This window comes from Geoalkalibacter ferrihydriticus DSM 17813 (assembly GCF_000820505.1).
Taxonomy (GTDB): Bacteria; Desulfobacterota; Desulfuromonadia; order Desulfuromonadales; family Geoalkalibacteraceae; genus Geoalkalibacter; species Geoalkalibacter ferrihydriticus.
Genome location: NZ_JWJD01000001.1, coordinates 209,421 through 227,938 on the forward strand (window position 1 = coordinate 209,421; position 18,518 = coordinate 227,938).

At 55.8% G+C, this 18,518-nt stretch carries 17 protein-coding genes; 14 read left to right on the plus strand and 3 right to left on the minus strand.

All coding sequences use genetic code 11. The features are described from left to right. Positions 1-9 precede the first annotated feature (9 nt). From GFER_RS01025 to tmk, 3 genes are all read right to left on the minus strand, one after another. On the minus strand, positions 10-1,128 hold the full coding sequence (locus tag GFER_RS01025) for a PSP1 domain-containing protein (protein WP_040095276.1): 1,119 nt from the start codon (positions 1,126-1,128) through the stop codon (positions 10-12). A gap of 132 nt (positions 1,129-1,260) precedes the next feature. Continuing rightward, positions 1,261-2,226, minus strand: a complete 966-nt coding sequence (gene holB, locus GFER_RS01030) for a DNA polymerase III subunit delta' (RefSeq protein WP_040095278.1) — start codon at positions 2,224-2,226, stop codon at positions 1,261-1,263. Then, on the minus strand, positions 2,223-2,873 hold the full coding sequence (gene tmk, locus GFER_RS01035; RefSeq protein ID WP_040095279.1) for a dTMP kinase: 651 nt from the start codon (positions 2,871-2,873) through the stop codon (positions 2,223-2,225). The genes holB and tmk overlap by 4 nt, the downstream gene beginning before the upstream one ends. A gap of 170 nt (positions 2,874-3,043) precedes the next feature. Between tmk and rnc the strand changes: the two genes are divergently transcribed. The 14 genes from rnc to leuS all read left to right on the plus strand — a co-directional run bounded on the left by rnc (position 3,044) and on the right by leuS (position 18,518). Continuing rightward, complete coding sequence (gene rnc, locus GFER_RS01040) at positions 3,044-3,748, plus strand: ribonuclease III (RefSeq protein WP_040095281.1); 705 nt, start codon at positions 3,044-3,046, stop codon at positions 3,746-3,748. 15 nt (positions 3,749-3,763) lie between these two features. Further along, positions 3,764-4,672: a GTPase Era gene (gene era / locus GFER_RS01045; protein ID WP_040095283.1), complete on the plus strand. Its 909-nt coding sequence runs from the start codon at positions 3,764-3,766 to the stop codon at positions 4,670-4,672. Positions 4,673-4,772: 100 nt separating this feature from the next. Further along, positions 4,773-6,086, plus strand: a complete 1,314-nt coding sequence (gene der / locus GFER_RS01050; RefSeq protein WP_040095285.1) for a ribosome biogenesis GTPase Der — start codon at positions 4,773-4,775, stop codon at positions 6,084-6,086. A 310-nt stretch (positions 6,087-6,396) separates the two neighbouring features. Continuing rightward, positions 6,397-6,765: a response regulator gene (locus GFER_RS01055; protein WP_040095287.1), complete on the plus strand. Its 369-nt coding sequence runs from the start codon at positions 6,397-6,399 to the stop codon at positions 6,763-6,765. Positions 6,766-6,775: 10 nt separating this feature from the next. After that, positions 6,776-8,818: a chemotaxis protein CheA gene (locus GFER_RS01060; protein ID WP_040095289.1), complete on the plus strand. Its 2,043-nt coding sequence runs from the start codon at positions 6,776-6,778 to the stop codon at positions 8,816-8,818. Further along, a complete protein-coding gene (locus GFER_RS01065; RefSeq protein WP_040095292.1) occupies positions 8,811-9,617 on the plus strand; it encodes an ExeA family protein in 807 nt (268 codons plus the stop codon). Before GFER_RS01060 ends, GFER_RS01065 begins: the two co-directional genes overlap by 8 nt. 55 nt (positions 9,618-9,672) lie before the next feature. Continuing rightward, complete coding sequence (locus GFER_RS01070; protein WP_052445830.1) at positions 9,673-10,392, plus strand: chemotaxis protein CheW; 720 nt, start codon at positions 9,673-9,675, stop codon at positions 10,390-10,392. Between the two features lie 13 nt (positions 10,393-10,405). Next, entirely contained in the window at positions 10,406-10,777 is a 372-nt protein-coding gene (locus GFER_RS01075; protein WP_040095293.1) for a response regulator transcription factor, read from the plus strand. After that, positions 10,774-11,286 (plus strand): chemotaxis protein CheW, encoded by a 513-nt coding sequence (locus tag GFER_RS01080; protein ID WP_235263983.1) that lies wholly within the window; start codon positions 10,774-10,776, stop codon positions 11,284-11,286. Before GFER_RS01075 ends, GFER_RS01080 begins: the two co-directional genes overlap by 4 nt. A gap of 113 nt (positions 11,287-11,399) precedes the next feature. Beyond that, positions 11,400-13,409, plus strand: coding sequence for a HEAT repeat domain-containing protein (locus GFER_RS01085; RefSeq protein WP_040095295.1), 2,010 nt, complete (start codon positions 11,400-11,402; stop codon positions 13,407-13,409). A gap of 7 nt (positions 13,410-13,416) precedes the next feature. Next, positions 13,417-14,298: a CheR family methyltransferase gene (locus tag GFER_RS01090; RefSeq protein ID WP_040095297.1), complete on the plus strand. Its 882-nt coding sequence runs from the start codon at positions 13,417-13,419 to the stop codon at positions 14,296-14,298. A 5-nt stretch (positions 14,299-14,303) separates the two neighbouring features. Further along, entirely contained in the window at positions 14,304-15,383 is a 1,080-nt protein-coding gene (locus tag GFER_RS01095; RefSeq protein WP_139172139.1) for a protein-glutamate methylesterase/protein-glutamine glutaminase, read from the plus strand. A gap of 165 nt (positions 15,384-15,548) precedes the next feature. Further along, the gene (gene infA / locus GFER_RS01100; RefSeq protein ID WP_040095302.1) at positions 15,549-15,767 is read left to right on the plus strand and encodes a translation initiation factor IF-1; all 219 of its coding nucleotides are present in this window, start codon (positions 15,549-15,551) and stop codon (positions 15,765-15,767) included. A gap of 195 nt (positions 15,768-15,962) precedes the next feature. Continuing rightward, on the plus strand, positions 15,963-18,518 hold the full coding sequence (gene leuS, locus GFER_RS01105; protein WP_040095304.1) for a leucine--tRNA ligase: 2,556 nt from the start codon (positions 15,963-15,965) through the stop codon (positions 18,516-18,518).

Below are 18,518 nucleotides of genomic sequence, written 5' to 3' on the forward strand. Positions count from 1 at the left end.
GATCTCCCCTTATTGGTCTTTTTTTCGTGAACGGCGGCGCGGCCGGCGTTTGCGTTCGCCGCCTTGCGGCTTAGCGGCTTGTTCGGCGCTGGAAGCTGGTGGCTGCTTGCGCTCACCGGAATCCGCCGATGGCTTTTGAGATTCGGTGGTCGCGGGTTTGTTCTCGCTGCCTCCGGTGGCTGGTGACTTTTTTTTGCTGCGTGAGCGACTGCGCGATCGTTTGCGTGGCGGCTTCTCCGAGTCGCTGCGTTCTTGCGCGGAAGCTGCAGCCGGCGCGGTCGGCTTCGGCTTTTCAACGGGTTCTTCGGACGCTGCTTTGGGTGACGGCAGTTCACCTCGCTCGATGTCTTGAGCCGAAAGGATGGCCTCGCTTCCGGTCTCCAGTTTGACCTTCACCGTTCCGGCAAAGATATTCTGACTGAGGACCATTGCTTCAAGTTCGCCGACTTTGATGATGCGACCGATCTTGGGCAGGCCGCGCTTGAGGTGGCAGTAGGTTTCGTATTCGTACCCCAGGCAGCACAGCAGGCGCCCACACTGGCCGGAAATTTTGTTGGGATTGAGGGCCAATCCCTGTTCTTTGGCCATTTTCACCGAGACCGGATTGAAGTCCCGCAAAAAAGTGCAGCAACACAGTTCCCGCCCGCAGATACCAATACCGCCCACCAGCTTGGCTTCATCACGCACGCCGATTTGACGCATTTCGATGCGGGTGTGGAAATACTGGGCCAGGTCCTTGACCAGATCGCGAAAATCGATGCGGCCATCGGCCGTGAAGTAGAAAACGATCTTGGAGCCGTCAAAAAGATATTCCGCCTGAACCAGTTTCATCGCCAAGCCGCGCTCTTCGATGCGCTTGCGACAAAAACGAAAGGCTTCTTCCTCCCGGGCGGCGTAGCGTAAGGCCAGTTCCAGATCCTCTTCGGTGGCTTGACGCAAGATCTTTTTGAGATCTTCATTTTGCCCGGTTTGCTCCGCCTCGCGGGGAGCAAGCACCACCGTCCCCAAAGCGCGGCCGCGTTCGGTTTCCACGACGATTTTATCGCCGACGTTAAGCTCCAGGTCACCGGCGTCAAAATCATAAATTTTGCCGGCCTCACGAAATTTTATGGAAACGACTCGAATCATGAACGGTTTGCCTGTTCCTTATTTAAAAAACATGAAGAATCATTTCTACACGGATCTGGTCAAGCGATGGTTCGTCACAAACCCAACCGCTGCGATCGGGCTAGATCCGTGTCTCCAGGTTAACGGTACCCGTCACGCGCAGAGCTGCAGCAACAGATGGTCCATGGCAAGTTGCTTGTTGACGTTGCGGCTCAGGTAGCGGCGGGTGGTCTGAACCGCCTCGAGTTTGCCCAGCACCGATGCCGGGGTTTCGCGCCCGGCACAGCGTCGCACCTTTTCCAGTAAATCGATATTGACCAGATCTTCTTCAGGGCGTCCGTGCAGGGTCAGTAGCACATCGCGATAAAAGGCTTCAAGAATTTCGAGGTGTTCCGGTATCTGTTCTTTTTTCTCGGCCAGATCCCGTGCCAGATCGAAAAGCGGCAGCACGCTTCCGGGAGAAAGTGCCGTTACGGCTTTGAGAAAATCGCGCCGGCCGGTGAGAAACAGTTCCCGATCACGCCCCAGGGCTTTTCGAAAGCTGCCGTCGGACAGCGCGGCCAGCAGATGGGCACCGGCATCGTCGATTTCCAGGCGCTGAACCAGATCGCGTTTTAAAAGCTCAGCCGGGATGCGATGAAAGGGCAGAGGCTGGCAGCGTGACCGGATCGTTTGCAGCAGTTGCTCGGGATGAGCGCTCAGAAGAATGAACAAGGCTTCTCCAGAGGGCTCCTCCAGGGTTTTCAGCAGCGCGTTGCCGGCGGCAGGAACCATTTTTTCCGCCTGTTCAATCAGGCACACCTTTTTGGGCGCTTCGAGAGGGCGATAGGAAAATTCCCGTTGAATGGCGCGAACCTGCTCAATTTTGATGCTGTTGCCGTCAGGCTCGAGCAGATGAAGGTCTGGATGGTTGAAGTGGTCAACTTTGCGACAGGCGATGCAGTTGCCGCAACCCTGATGTGGGCAGAAAACGGCGCGCACCAGAGCCAGTGCCATCAAACGCTTGCCGACGCCCTCGGGTCCGGTGAACAGATACGCATGGGCCAGGCGATCAGCAGCAAGAACTCGTCGCAGGATGTCTTTTTGCCGCTCGTGTCCGAGAATCTGCGAAAAAATCATAACCCTTGTCGCTTAATCAGGATTTTATCAACGATCTTAACAGCCTGGGCGAAAACCTGGTCGGGATGAGCCTCGGCGGCGAGCAATCGGTAGCGATGAGGATTGCGCTCGGCCAGGGTTAGGTACCCTTGTCGAACCCGCTCGTGAAAGGCCAGGGATTCCTGCTCAAAGCGATCTTCCGCGGGACCGGTGGCGTTTTCGATGCGGCGCAGGGCGCGATTCAAGCCGATCTCAACCGGCAATTCAAATAAAAGGGTCAGGTCAGGGCAGAGGCCGGCTCCCGCAAGGGTGTTGAGGTTCTCGATGAGTTCTAGGGAAAGCCCGCGCCCGTACCCCTGGTAGGCCAGGGTCGCATCGGTAAAGCGGTCACAGAGAACCACCTGATCCGCGGCCAGGGCCGGTTGGATCACTTCTTCGACATGTTGCCGGCGGGCCGCCGCATAAAGCAGCAACTCCGCAGTCGGCGCCAACCCGGCGTTGTCGCTATCGAGCAGAATGCCGCGTATGGCGTCGGCGACGCGGCAGCCGCCGGGTTCGCGGGTTTGCACCACCTCAAGACCCTGACTGCGCAAGTGCGTTGCCAGACGGCTGATCTGGGTGGTTTTGCCTGAGCCTTCAATACCTTCAAAAGTGATGAATAATGACATGGCGCCCGTAAATATCCATAAAAGCTGCATACTAATGGATTGGTTCCCGGGGAATCAAGGAAAAACCCAGGCCATGCGCCATTCAGGGCGATGAACAGACTGTACTCCCTGATGTGATTCTGGTACGCTCTTTGTTTTCATGCAAGCACCTTCTTTCAAAAAAGACAATTATGAACGAACATAGTCAAGTAGACGCTCTGCAGTCACGCATTGGCTACCAATTCGGTGATTCGCAGCTGTTGCAGGTTGCCTTGACCCATAAATCCTACGCCAACGAGCAGGGCGATTCGACCTGGTCCTACAATGAGCGGCTCGAATTTCTTGGTGACGCGGTTCTCGGTTTGGCCGTGAGCCAGTATGTCTTTGAGACTTTTTCGGCGTTGAGCGAAGGTGAAATGAGTCGCATTCGCTCCGAAGTGGTCAGTGAATCCTGTCTGGCCGCGATTGCCCGCCGACTCGAACTGGGGGGGCACCTGCTTCTTGGTCGCGGCGAGGAACGCAGCGGTGGACGCAATAAGTCCAGTCTGCTGGCCAATGTCCTGGAAGCGCTCTTTGGTGCCGTGTTTTGCGATGGTGGTTTTGCCGCGGCGCGTCAAACTATCCACAGGTTGCTTGCAGATGAGATTGTCCAGAGTGCCCGGCGCAAAGCCGGCATCGATTACAAGACCCGTCTGCAGGAGCATTTCCAGAAAACCTTTGGCCGCACGCCTGTATATCATCTCGTCGGGTCGAGCGGCCCGGACCATGACCGGCTCTACCGGGTCGAGGTTTTGTTCGATGGAGATGTGATCGGCTCCGGCGAGGGTTCCACCAAAAAGCGTGCCGAGCAGCTTGCCGCCGGCGCTGCACTAAATACCATGAATATTGACGGATGAGAGCGAGAAGAGCCAATGATCGAACAGCCTGAAGAACAAGAAACCCTGCGTTCTGGATTCGTGGGGATTATCGGCCGTCCCAACGTGGGTAAATCGACCCTGCTCAACCGGGTCCTCGGGCAGAAGATTTCCATCACCTCGAATAAGCCGCAGACCACCCGCAATCGCATTCTCGGCATCTGCAACCGTCCCGGTGAACAGATGCTGTTCCTTGACACACCCGGGATCCATCAGGCCCGCGGACCCTTGCATCGCTACATGGTAGAACAGGCACTGAGTACCTGCGGCGGAGTTGACCTGGCGCTTTATCTCATTGAGGCGACATCCGGCCCTTTGCGGCGCGCCGACGAAGTGCTGGAGAGAGTCGCCGCCTGCGGTCGCCCGTTGTTTCTGGTGATCAATAAGATCGACCAGGTGCCGCGTCCGCGGTTGCTGGAGATCATCGAATCCTATCGTAGTCATGATTTTGCCGAGACGATACCGGTGTCGGCCCTGACCGGTGAAGGAGTTGATGGTCTGCTGCAGACCATCGGGCGTTATCTGCCCGAAGGTCCGCGCTACTATCCGAGCGACCAGGTGACTGATCTGCCCGAGCGCTTTATCGTGGCGGAATTCATTCGTGAAAAGGTCATGCGCCTGACCCGCGACGAGATTCCCTATGGCTGCGCGGTGGAAGTGGAATCATTCACGGAGAAACCCGAGAAAAATCTCGTGGTCATCGAGGCGGTTATCCATGTCGAGCGCGAAGCACACAAGCGCATCGTCATTGGTAACAAAGGCGCGATGCTGCGCAATATCGGCAGCGAGGCGCGCAAGTCCATCGAAGCTCTGCTCGGTGCCCGGGTATTTCTCGAAGTGTTCGTGCGCGTGCAGAAAGATTGGACCCGCTCCGAGCGACTGGTGCGTGATTTAGGGTACGAATAAACCACCCATTGAAACAGCAAGACAGATGACGGATGGACGTCAATTGCCCCGAGTACGCCATTTGTCTACCCCCGTGAATTAATTTAAGGACCTGATTCCCATGCCCGTAGTTGCCATCGTCGGCCGCCCCAATGTCGGCAAATCGACTCTGTTCAATCGCATTTTCGGCCGGCGAAAAGCTCTCGTCGAGGATTTTCCCGGCGTCACTCGCGATCGAAATTATGCCGAAGTAACACGCTTTGAGCGGCCGTTTACCCTCATTGATACCGGCGGATTCGAGCCGCAATCGCAGGAACGACTGCTACAGCAGATGCGCGAACAATCGCAGTTGGCCATCGAGGAGGCAGACCTCATTGTTTTTCTTCTCGATGTGCAACAGGGCCTGACGCCTGCGGACCAGGAGGTTGCGGCGATGTTGCGGCGGGTTGACAAGCCTGTGCTCTTCGCGATCAACAAGGTCGATGGTGAGCGCCAGGAACAGGCTGCCGCCGAATTTTATGCCTTGGGTGTCGAAGAGCTTTTTACCGTTTCAGCAGAGCATGGTCTGGGAATCAATGATCTGGTGGCGAACATTCTCGACCGGCTTCCGTCTGCGCCCGGGCCGGCCGCTGCCGAAGAAGTCACCCGCATTGCGGTGATCGGGCGGCCCAATGTCGGCAAGTCGAGTCTGGTCAACCGCCTTCTGGGTTTCGAACGCGTGGTGGCCAATCCCGTGGCCGGCACCACGCGCGACAGCATCGATACCGCTTTTGTCTATAACCGCAAGCCCTACCTTCTGATCGATACCGCCGGGATCCGACGCAAGGGCAAGGTGAGTCAGAAACTCGAAAAGTTCAGTGTGGTGCAGGCGCTCAAAGCCCTTGAGCGTGCCCACGTTGTGATTATGGTGATCGACGCCGTCGAGGGCGTAACCGAACAGGACTTAACAGTTGCCGGCTATGCCCATGAGCAGGGCAGGGCGCTGATGCTGGTGGTCAATAAGTGGGACGCCGTCGAAAAGGACAATCAGACCCTGGGTCGGTTTGTCGAGGACATTCGCATCAATTTTAAGTTTCTTCCCTACGCTCCCATTTTGTTTGTTTCCGCTCTGACCGGTCAGCGGGTTGCAAAAATCATGGCTGAAATCGAAAAGGTTGCCGCGGAATACAATCGCCAGGTGACCACGGGAGAGCTCAATAAGGCGCTGGAAATGGCCGTCACCGCTCACCCGCCGGCAATGCACCAGGGAAGACGCCTTAAAATTTTCTATGCCACCCAGGTTGGTGTGCGTCCCCCGTCTTTTATGATTTTTGTATCCAAGGCTGAAGGTTTTCACTTTTCCTATGAACGATATTTGACCAACAAAATCCGCGAAGCCTTTGGTTTTCAAGGAACCCCTATCCGGCTGATCTTTCGGGACCGGGAGCGCAGATAGGCTCCTTGCCTCGCAAAAAAACTTTACAGACCCGCACTCCTTCTATATATTAAATCACATTCATTCATGGTGTGTCAGAATCCACTGGCGGGCTTTGTCGCGGCTCATTTTTCTGCAATCGCGGCAGAATATGGCCCTGATAGTCGAGGCAGACCTGGCAGTAGGCTCGTTTGCTGGTAGACTGACTGATATTTCAGGGGGAGCAGGACGGTCGCCTGGGCAGGAATTTTTTTCATGTCTGCCATGCTTGTCCAGGTAAACGGCTGTTGTGCTGGTGAAATGCCTTTTTTGCGAAGGAGTGGCTGTCAGCGTGTCTAAAAAAATACTTATTACCGAAGACTCGCCCACCATGCGGGCGATGATTTGCGCCACGCTCGAAGCGTTGGGTGAATTTGATATATTCGAAGCTCCCAATGGTTTCGAGGCGCTGCGCATGCTCCCGAGGGAAAAGTTCGACCTGGTGATCACAGACATCAATATGCCGGATATCAATGGCCTTGAACTGGTGAGTTTCATAAAACGAAACGATCAGTACAAGGCCATTCCTTTGGTTATCGTCAGTACCGAGGGCAGTGAGCGAGACCGAGAAAAGGGTTTGAAGCTTGGCGCCGATGCGTACTTGGTCAAACCTTTTTCGCCGGAAGAATTGCAGAAACTGGTAAAGAAGTACCTATCTTAAGGAGGCTTCCTTGACGGAGAAATCTTCACAAGCGATCAAGGAATTCCTCGGTGAAGCCGAAGAAATTCTGGAGAACCTCAGTGCTGATTTGATGGAGCTTGGAGAAACCATCGAGGGTGGCGACACCAATCCGGATCTGCTCAACAGCATTTTTCGCGGCGCGCATTCACTCAAGGGCCTCTCGGGCATGTTCGGCTTTGTCGATATTGCCGATTTGTCTCATCAGCTGGAAAGCGTACTTGACGGTCTGCGTCTGGGTAAGCTACCCCTTGAGCAGGTGTTGGTTGAAACCCTGTTCGAAGCTCTCGAGATTCTTGGGCGACTGGTTCACGGCAAGGGCGAGTCCGCTGATTACACCATTGATGTGGGACCGGTGGTCAAAAGTCTTGAAGGCATGCTCAAGGGAGACGGGGAGCAGGGCAGAGACAACCCTTTCGCCGCCCTTGATATTGATCCCTTGGTGCTTGACGTACTCACGGAATATGAAGAGCATCGACTGCTGGAGAATATGAAGAAAGGGCGCAATCTCTTTCGCGTTCTGGCCTGCTTTCAGCTGACAACCTTCGATACGGATCTTGCCGAGGTCACCGAACTTCTCAAGAAGGACGGCGAGGTGATCAGTACCCTTCCCAGCAGTGACGGCGGCAGTGACGATGCCATCGCGTTTCAGATCCTGGTCGGCTCGCCCCTGAGTCTCGATGAACTCTGTGCGTTGGTCGCGCGCGAGGGTTTGTCCGTTGAGGGAATCGGCACCAAAGGAAAAAAGCCTGAAGTGTCTGCGGCGCTGCCCCCCGCGCGGCAGACATCGGTTGAGCCGGCCGCGAAAAAAGGGGACTCCACGGCCTCGATGCGCTCCATCAGCCGCATGGTACGAGTCGATATCGACAAGCTTGACCTTCTCATGAATATCGTTGGCGAGTTGGTTATCGCCAAGGGAACCATCGGCGAACTTTCCGACCGCCTTAAGCTCGAAGGGCATGGCCTCGGCAGCGATCTGGTCAAGGCGACGCGCATACTCGAAAGACGTCTTTCCGAGTTGCAAAAGGGAGTCATGGAAGTGCGCATGGTGCCCATCAGTCAGCTCTTTGATAAAATGGCGCGTGTGGTGCGGCGCATGGCCGGTGATGTCGGCAAAAAGATCGTCCTCGATATTCGCGGAGCGGAAACCGAGCTCGATAAACTGATCACCGAAGATCTCTCCGATCCCTTGCTGCACATCATCCGCAACGCAATCGATCATGGCATCGAGCTGCCTGAAACACGGCTGGCTGCCGGTAAGCCCGAGAATGGTCACATCGGCTTGTACGCCGTGCAAAAGGGCAATCATGTCGTCATCGAGATTCACGATGACGGACGCGGCATCGACGGAGAAAAAGTCCGCCGCAAGGCCATTGAGCGCGGGCTTATCGACGAGAGTGCCGATCTGAGCCAGGAAGAAGTCTTTGAACTGATTTTATTGCCGGGCTTCTCCACCGCGGATAAGGTCAGCGAGCTTTCAGGGCGCGGGGTGGGGATGGACGTGGTCAAAAACAACATCTCGGCACTCTCCGGCATGATTGAAATCTCCAGCCGCCTGGGCGAAGGCACCACCATGGTGATTACTCTGCCCATTACTTTGGCCATCATCAAGGCTCTCATCATCCGGGTGATGGATAAGGAATTCGCCATTCCCATCACCTCGGTTATGGAAACCCTGATGGTTGAAAGGACTTCCGTGCGCACTATCGAGGGGCGCGAGGTGATCGAATTGCGGCAGAGTACGCTGCCCCTGTTGCGTCTTGCGAAGTTGTTCAACTATCAACCTGTTGCCGACGATGGTAAAGGCCCATTTTTTGTGGTGGTCGTAGGAATGGCGGAAAAACGCATGGGATTAGTGGTTGACGAACTGCTCGGCCAGCAGGACGTCGTGATCAAACCCCTGGGTAATATCCTGTCATTGGTGCGTGGTTTTGCCGGTGCCGCTGAACTGGGCAACCGCAAAACCATTCTGGTGCTTGATGTCGGCAGCCTGATGAGCGAATCTTTGCGGGGAGAGTTGACCCTCAATGTATGAGAGCTTCTACGGATTTCGCGAAAGGCCCTTCAGCAAGACGCCGGACCCGCGCTTTCTGTATCTGAGCCGCTCACATCGAGAGGCTCTGGCCCGCCTCCTTTTTGCCGTCGAAGAGCGCGATCTGGCTCTCTTGACCGGTGGGATCGGCTGCGGCAAGACAACCATTTCACGGGCGCTGATGGATCAGCTCGATTCGTCGTTCAAAGTGATTTTGCTGATCAATCCTCGGCTCACCCCTCTGGAATTTTTGCGCGCCCTGGCGCGCCACCTCGGGGTTGAGGAACCCTCGACTTTCAAGACCGATTTGCTTGAGCAGATTGGAGAAAAACTCTATCTGCTGTACCAGCAAGGCGTTTGCCCGGTTCTGGTGATCGATGAGGCGCAATTGGTGCCGCACAAGGAGACCTTTGATGAAATCCGTCTGTTGACCAATTTTCAGCTTGATGACCGCAATCTGTTGAGCGTGATCCTCATGGGCCAGCCGGAATTGCGCCGAAGGTTGAGTCATCCGGTCTATGAACCCCTGCGGCAGCGTATCGGCATGCAGTATGAGTTGCAGTGTTTAAACCGCGACGAAACGGAACATTACCTTGATTTTCGTTTGCAGACGGCCGGTGGGCAAGCCGGGTTGTTTTCACCGGCGGCTGTCGATCGCATTCATGAGCTTTCTCAGGGAGTGCCGCGACGGATCAATCACGCCGCGTCTCTTGCGCTCATTGAGGGTTTCGGGCGGGAAGCCAGGCAACTCGACGGCAGTATCCTCGATGCGGTCGCGGATGAATTGCGCCTTTTTCAATAAGACCTAAAAATTATTTAGGGTTGCCTCTCACGCTTTTCATGCAGCAGGTAAATAAATGATTGATCTCGCCGACATTCGAAAAAAAGCCCGGGAGCAAAAAGACCTTCCCCCGCAAGCGGCGGTCGCTCCTGAGGATAAGCAAGGCTCTGAAGCTTCGCAGAATTCCGTCCAGGGGGTACCGGCCAGGGCTGTGAGCGTCCCGGAGGGAACAGCTGACGGATCGCCGAAGGTGAATGATTCTCTCGATCGGTTGTTTTCGTCGCAAAACAGTCTGCAACTGGCCAGCGAAGAGATATACTTTCAAGGACTGACGGGCAACATCGAGCAGAACGACGAAAAACGCCTGGAATGGCTGACATTTTCTCTAGGCAGTGAAGACTATGCGCTGGACATCAGTGCCGTTGCCGAGATCATTAAGCCCCGAGAAATTACGGAAATTCCTCGGGTTCCGGATTTTGTGCTGGGCATTATCAGCTTGCGCGGGGTTATCGTCCCCATTTTCGATCTCAAGCGCAGGCTGCAGCTCGGTGCTGGTGAGCAGACCCCAACTTCACGCATTATCGTCTGCCAGAAGGATGAGGCAACCGCGGGCTTTCTGGTTGACGGCATAAACCAGGTGGTTCGTATTGCCGAACGCAACGTCGAGCCACCCCCATCCCTGCTTCCGGATATCGACGTCGATCTGGTTAATGGTGTCGGCCGTCATCAGGGCAGTTTTCTGATATTGCTCAATCTTGACGGCATATTCAATGCTGGCGTGACTATCAGGCAGTGAAAGGAGCACTTGCGTGTCCAAGAAAAAAATACTGATCGTGGAAGATGAAGAAAGCCTTTTGAAGTTGGAAAGCATCTTGCTGACGTCGAAGGGCTACGAGGTTCGGGGGGTCGCCAATGGCAGAGCAGCGCTTGAAGGTCTTGAAGAAGATATGCCCGATTTGGTTCTTCTAGACATTATGCTCCCTGAAATGGATGGTTTCGAGGTCTGTCGGCGCATCAAGCAGAATCCGGTGACCCGCCATATCCCGGTCATTATGCTCACCGCCAAAAAAACCCGCGAAGACATGGAGCGCGGCCGCGAAGTCGGCGCCGACTGCTACATCACCAAGCCTTTCAAGTCGGCGATGGTCATCGAAACCATTCAGAGGTATTTGTCCAGATGACATCAATGCTTATTGATGCCAGAAAGGCGGTCAAGGAAAACAACACGGAGCGCCGTGAAGTTCAACTGGCATGCTTTCGTCTGGGGGATGAGCTTTACGCCCTCGACATCATGAAAATTCGTGAAATCATCAAGCCGCAGAAACTGACACCCGTCCCTAAGGCGCCGGCGTTTATCGAAGGCGTCATCAATTTGCGCGGGGCGGTGATTCCCATTGTCGATTTGCGTCGGCGTTTCGAGCTGCCGGTTGGAGTTTTGCAAAACAAAGCCCGCGTCATCATCTGTTCGGTTGCCGGGAAAATTATTGGGTTGCTGGTCGATGAAGTCACGGAGGTGCGCAATTTTACTCGCGAGGAAGTTCAACCCGCTCCTCAGTTCATGCAAGAACGCGAAACCGATTTCATTCTTGGCGTCTGTCGATTAAGGAGCTCTCTGGTCATCATCCTTGATTTGGAAAAAATTCTATCCCACCAAGAAGTAATCAAAATCGAGACACTCCGGATGGATTGATTTTGTCGGTGAATTCGTGACTGATCTGTCGTCCTGCCGCCGGGATTGGTTTTTTTGCTGAACTTATTCCATGCATGGCGTGCGTATTCAAGCAAGCGAAAGGTAACGGGCCTGTGAACATTGAGCAGATACAGGATCGATTGGCTTCCCCTGATGAGGAAGATCGCATCGAAGCGGTGCGCACCGCTCGGGAGCTTGATCTTTCTCTGCCTATGGCAGTTCTGGCCGAAGCTTTGGGAGATGCCAGTTGGCGGGTGCGTAAAGAGGCGGTCAGCTGCTTTTTGAAAGGCGCGCATCGCCGCTGGACTGCTGCTGATGCCATTGCTCTGCTGCACTCCCAAGACAATGCGGGTTTGCGCAATGCGGCCATGGACGTGCTGATCGGCATGGGTTCTTCGGCGGTTGCCGATCTTAAAGCGGAAATGGCGCATGCCGATCAGGATGTGCGCAAATTTATTTTGGATATCTTCGGTGAGATCGGCGATGAGGTTTGTATCGGCACGCTGGTGGAGGCTTTGACCGACGCAGATATAAACGTGCGTTCATCCGCGGTGGAAAACCTCGGAAAACTTAAATCCCAGGAGGCAATTCCGGCTTTGCTTGACGCCATGGATACCCCCGACTTCAGTTGGCGGTTCACCATACTTGAGGCTTTGGCGCAAATCGGCGAACGCATTCCCCTGGCAAGGCTCGCTCCTTTTCGCGGGGATCGCTTGTTGCGCAAGCCTTTGTATGATTGTCTCGGCAGTATTGGCGACCGCGACGCCGCGGCTTTGCTGGTTGAGGGTCTTGAAGACGACATGCGCAAATGTCGGGAAGCTGCTGCTCTGGCGTTGGTTACACTGGCGGATCGGTTTCCCGAAGAGGTTAAACAGTGCCTGCGCCTTCACCAGGATGACAATCTGGCCACCTCGGTGGCGGGTTTGCTTGCAAGCCGCGACCGCAGCGTTCAGGAATCTGCCGTTCGCATTCTCGGCTGGATCGGCAATAGCGCAGCCGCCGGTCGCATGCTCACTCTGCTCGGCGATGAAGCACTTGGCTCTCGCGTTTTTAGCGCCCTCATGGAAATGGGGCAGGAGGTGGTCTGCGACCTGGTCCGGCAGTATCTCGGTGAGGATTCGGCCATGGATGTTTATCTGGTGTATCTGGCCGGCGAAGGACAATGCCGTGACTTGGCGGGGCGCCTTGCTGCCGGATTGGCGGCGGCCGATGCCCAGATGCGCCTGGTAACCGCACGAACACTGACGAAAATTGGCGGCGCCGAGGTGATCCAACATTTGCTTGAAGCCCTTGACGATGAGGTGGAAGAGGTGCGCGATGCGGCCGCCGCGGGCCTTGCCGCCATTGGCCGCCAAGCGCCGCGTCAGGTTCTGGAAAAGGTTTCGCCCATGGTTGAAGCTGCTCGCGCCTCCGTGCGGACCTGCGCAGTGGAAATTCTCGGGCAGATCGGCGAGCCGAGCTGCCGATCTTATTTGGATATGGCTTTTAAGGACGAGTCGCCCGCCGTGCGCCAGGCCGCGGTGCGCGCTTTGGCTGGATGCGGCGGCGAAGATTTGACGGCCGGATTTAAATTGGCCCTAACCGATGAGGACGCCGAAGTGCGGGCGCTGGCAGCGGAAAATCTTGGGCATGTGGGAGGGGATGAGGCCGTTGAATCCCTTGGTCTGGCGCTGACGGATGATGACATCTGGGTGCGCGCCAATGCCGTGCGCTCCTTGAGTCGAATCGGCGGTGAGCGCGCCTACAACCTGGTTGAGCAGTTGGTGCATGACCCGGTTGGTCTGGTGGCGATTGCCGCCCTGGAAGCGTTGGCCGAGTTTGATCCCAGGCGCGCGCGTTCAGCCCTTTTGGCCGCCCTTGACCATGACGATGAAGAAGTGGTTAAAACGGCGCTGCAGGGATTGGGGCAGCTGCCGAAAGGCGGCTGGGTTGACGAGGTGGCGATCAAGATGATCGATCATCCCCAATGGGACGTGCGCTTGGCGCTGGTCAGCCTGCTGGCATCCGTGGAAAATGACGCAATTCGCCCTCTTCTGGAAACGCGGCTGATTATAGAAGGCGATGATCTCGTTCGGCAGGCGATCGAAAATCTTCTGGCTTGTCGCACACAGCAGGGGGAATGAGCTACTGATGTTTAATTTTACCCCCGACATCCCAATGACCAACGAGGAGTTCCGCCTCATGCGGGAACTCATCTATCAGCATTGCGGACTGCATTTTTCGGAAGACAACAAATATCTTCTGGAGAAACGCCTGAGCAAACAGGTGCGTCTGCATAAATTTAAAAGCTTCAAGGATTACTATTATCTGCTGCGCTACAGCAAGACACGCGATGATGAGTTGGCCCAGGCCATCGATCTTCTAACCACCAACGAAACCTACTTCTTTCGTGAAGAAAGCCAGTTGCGCACGTTTGTCGAGGAAGTCATTCCCGAAATCAAGAAGCGCCGTGAAAGTGAAGGCAGCCGCAAACTGCGCATCTGGAGTGCCGGCTGCTCAACGGGTGAAGAGCCTTACACCCTGGCCATGTTGCTGCATCGCGCCGGTCTGCACGACTGGAACATCGATATCATCGGTACCGATATCAGCCAGCGGGTGTTGCAGGTTGCGCGCAAGGGTGTTTACGGGCCCTCGTCTTTCCGTACCACCGACAGCCGCTATATCCAAGATTATTTCGAAGAATCAGAAGGCAAGTATCGAATTGTCGACGAAGTTCGACGGATGGTGAATATCAGTCACCTTAATCTGTTCGACAATTCACGGGTTTCGCTGCTCGGTCATATGGATGCCATCTTCTGTCGCAACGTCATTATCTATTTTGATCTCGAAGCCAAGAAAAAAGTGGTGGAGAACTTTTTTCAGCGCCTGCACCCCGGTGGATTTCTGATGCTCGGGCATTCGGAATCGCTGATCAACGTCAGTACGCGTTTTGCGTTGCGGCACTTCACCCATGACATGGTTTATCAACATCCCCTCAAGAGCGGTGACCAGCCTGGTGGAGGACGCTTGTGATGTCCTTGGCTCCTATCCGCATCCTGGTGGTCGATGACTCGGCTTACAACCGGCGCACCATTACCCGGATTCTTGAAGAAATCCCCGGAGTGGTGGTTGTCGGCTATGCCGTCAACGGCGAGGAGGGGCTGCGCAAGGCTTCCGATCTGCGGCCTGATCTCATCACCCTGGATCTTGAGATGCCGCGTATCGACGGTTTCACCTTTCTGCGGATTATCATGCAGAAGCAGCCGACACCGGTCATTGTCGTTTCATCGCGAGCTGGTGACGAGAATGTTTTCAAGGCGCTGGAGCTTGGTGCGGTCGAATTTGTCCCTAAACCCACGGCGCGCAGCGACAGCCAATTGTTTGATATTCGAGACGACCTGGTGCGGAAGGTTCTTTACTGTGCCCGCACCGACATGCGAAAAATCGTGCAACGTAACGCCAACTCCCCGCGTACCCAGAGCAGACCGCGGATTTTCTCCAGAGCCGCTGGGGAGGTTCAGCCGTCCAGCCGGAATCGCCTGGTCTTGATAGGGGCGTCCACCGGTGGTCCGCCGGCGATCCAGAATATCCTGGCCGGCATCAAAGGCGATTGTCCTTTGATGTTCGCCGTCTGTCAGCACATGCCGGCAGGGTTCACCCGGGCGTTTGCCGAGCGTCTCAACAAGTTCTGCGAGTTGGAAGTTTTTGAGGCTCGTTCGGGCGACAGTCTTGCGCCGGGGCGTGTGCTGGTTGCGCCAGGCGGAAAGAATCTCAAGTTCTATCGACGCGCCGGAGAAATTTTAGCTCAGGTGGTTGACCCCGAACCGGGGCAGCTTTATCTTCCATCAGTCGATGTTATGTTTTCTTCGGCAATAGAGGTCGCTCCAGTTCCTGTTGTCGCGGTCGTTCTCACCGGAATGGGCAACGACGGCGCCCAGGGCGTGCGCAGGGTCAAATCCGCTGGTGGGCAGGTTATCGCTGAATCAGAGGAATCCTGTGTCGTTTTCGGCATGCCGAAAGAAGCAATCGCGACGGGGGATGTGGATCGCATCCTGCCGTTGGCAGATATCGGACCCGAGATTTTGCGCCGCGGTCAGGCCGTACCTCCATACCTCTGAGAAACTCGTCGCGCAATTTCCATATCCGGGCAAAATCATTGCAAACTTGACAAAAGATACGCCAGTTATGTTTAATAGTGCGGATTTAGCCGATTTGTGATTTTTTTATCTGTCTTGGATCATTGCCGGACAGGACCAGTAACGTTGAATTAAAGGGAGGTTCTCTTGGCTAAGGAAGAAGCCATTGAAGTCGAGGGCAAGGTGATCGAACCTTTGCCGAATGCCATGTTCAAGGTCGAACTTGACAACGGCCATGTAATTCTTGCTCACATTTCGGGGAAAATGCGAAAATACTACATCCGCATTCTTCCCGGCGACCGGGTGACGGTTGAGCTGTCTCCCTATGATCTGACCCGGGGCCGCATCACCTATCGGGAAAAATAAGGACGGCTGCAACCCTGCGGAACCGGGCGGCGTCAGCGGATCGCTCCGCGCGCCGCCGCCTTTTGCGCTTGAGGGTTGCCCCTTTCCGCAGTCCCTATCCTGTGACCATGCCGGCGTCTGCCGGTTTTCCTTTTTTAAGCCTGGGCAGGGCACTCGGATCAGGCCCAGGGTTGGTCATTCCCCGCTGGAGGTTTTATGGAAGAGCGCTACAATCCAGGCGCCATTGAGGCCAAATGGCAATCGCACTGGCAGCAGGGCAAGGTCTTCAAGGTTCAGGAGGATCTCAGTCTGCCCAAATATTACGTCCTGGAAATGTTTCCTTATCCCTCGGGGCGCATTCATATGGGGCATGTGCGCAATTACTCCATCGGTGACGTGGTGGCACGCTTCAAGCGCATGCAGGGCTTCAACGTGCTGCATCCCATGGGCTGGGACGCCTTCGGCATGCCCGCGGAGAATGCCGCCATCCAGCATGGCATCCATCCTGCCGGGTGGACGCGCCAGAACATCGACCACATGCGCAGCCAGCTTCAGAAAATGGGCTTGGCTTATGACTGGGAGCGTGAATTTGCGACCTGCGATGTCGATTACTACAAGTGGGAACAGCTGATTTTTCTCGACATGCTGGAGCGGGGGCTGGCCTACAAGAAAAACTCCTCGGTCAACTGGTGTCCCAAATGCAAGACCGTTCTGGCCAACGAGCAGGTCGAAGACGGCTGCTGCTGGCGTTGCGACGATGTTGTTACGCAAAAGGATCTGGAGCAGTGGTTTTTCAAGATCACCGATTACGCCGAAGAGTTGCTTGATTGGACCGAACGTCTGCCGGGTTGGCCCGAACGGGTACTGACCATGCAACGCAATTGGATTGGTCGCAGCACCGGGTGTGAAATTGAATTTCCCGTCAAAGGCGGCGATACGCGCATTCGAGTGTTTACGACTCGGCCCGACACCCTCTGTGGCGCCACTTTCATGAGTCTCGCACCGGAGCACCCCCTGGCGTTGTCGCTGACCCGTGCGGAGCGGCGCGCCGAGGTTGATGCATTTATCGAGAAGGTACGCCGGCAGGACAAAAACCAGCGTTCGGGCGAAGATTTTGAAAAAGAGGGTGTGTTTACCGGCTCTTTCTGCCTCAATCCCCTCACCGGGCGGGAAATGCCCATTTATCTGGCCAATTTTGTCCTCATGGAATACGGAACCGGCGCGGTCATGGCCGTACCGACTCATGATCAACGCGATTTTGAGTTCGCCCGCAAATACGATCTGCCCCTCGTGGTCGTTATTCAACCAGAGGGTGAAACGCTGCACCCCGAAACGATGGAGCAAGCCTGGGTCGGGGAGGGGGGGCTGGTCAATTCGGGTGATTTCGACGGCCTGCCCAACGAGGAGGGCAAAGAGAAAATCGCCGAGTCCCTCGAAGCGCAGGGTTTGGGCAAAAAAACCGTCAATTACCGCCTGCGGGATTGGGGCGTGTCGCGTCAGCGCTATTGGGGAACACCTATCCCCATTATTTACTGCGACGACTGCGGAGCCGTCCCGGTACCTCGCTCCGATCTGCCGGTGGTGCTGCCGACCGATGTCGCTTTCAGCGGCGAAGGGGGCACGCCCCTGGCAAGCAGCGCAGCTTTTCTCGTTGTTGATTGCCCCCGTTGCGGCAAACCCGGACGACGCGAAACGGATACCTTTGACACCTTTGTAGAAAGTTCCTGGTATTTTCTGCGCTACGCCTGCCCGCGGCATGAGACGGCCCCCCTCAACCGTGAGGCCGCCGAGTATTGGCTGCCCGTCGACCAATACATCGGCGGCATTGAACATGCGGTCATGCATCTGCTCTACGCGCGATTCTTCACGAAAGTGCTTCGTGATCTAGGCATGATCGATCTCGATGAGCCTTTTCAGAACCTGCTCACCCAAGGTATGGTCTGCATGGAGACCCTGTCCTGTCCCGAGCATGGTTGGCTCTACCCCGAAGAGGTTCGCGACGGGACCTGCAGCAAATGCGGCAGGGCCGCCAGTCTCGGGCGCAACGAAAAGATGAGCAAGTCGAAGAAAAACGTGATCGATCCCGATGCCCTCATTTCCCGCTACGGTGCCGATACCGCTCGTCTCTTCATCCTGTTTGCCGCACCGCCTGAAAAAGATCTTGAATGGAGCGACCAGGCGGTTGAGGGCTGTTATCGTTTTCTCAATCGGGTCTGGCGCGCGGTCCATGACAACCTGGACGGGATCCGCAGCGCTGAGATTCCTCGGAGTGCCGAGGGCGCGGCGCGCGATCTGCGTCGCATTACTCATCGCACCATTCGCAAGGTAACGGAAGATATTGACGGACGGTTCAGTTTCAACACCGCTATTGCCGCGATCATGGAGCTGGTCAATGCCATTTATACCTTTGCGGACAAGGACGGCTCGCCCGGGGTGCTGCGCGAAGCCCTCGAGGCCGTGGTGCGATTGCTCGCCCCCTTTGTTCCCCATCTCAGTGAAGAGCTCTGGACACAGATGGGTCATGAAGGCGGAATTGAGGCCCAGGGCTGGCCGAGTTGGGACGAAGCCGCTCTTGCGCAGGACGAAATCACCATCGTCGTGCAGGTCAACGGGAAGGTGCGGGGCAAAATAGAGGTTCCTGCCGCAGCCGGCGAGGATGAAATTCGCCGCCAGGCCTTGGACAGTCCCAATGTCAGTCGTTTTCTTGAGGGCGCCACCCTGCGCAAGGTCATTGTTGTTCCCGGCCGGCTGGTCAACGTGGTGGCAAACTAA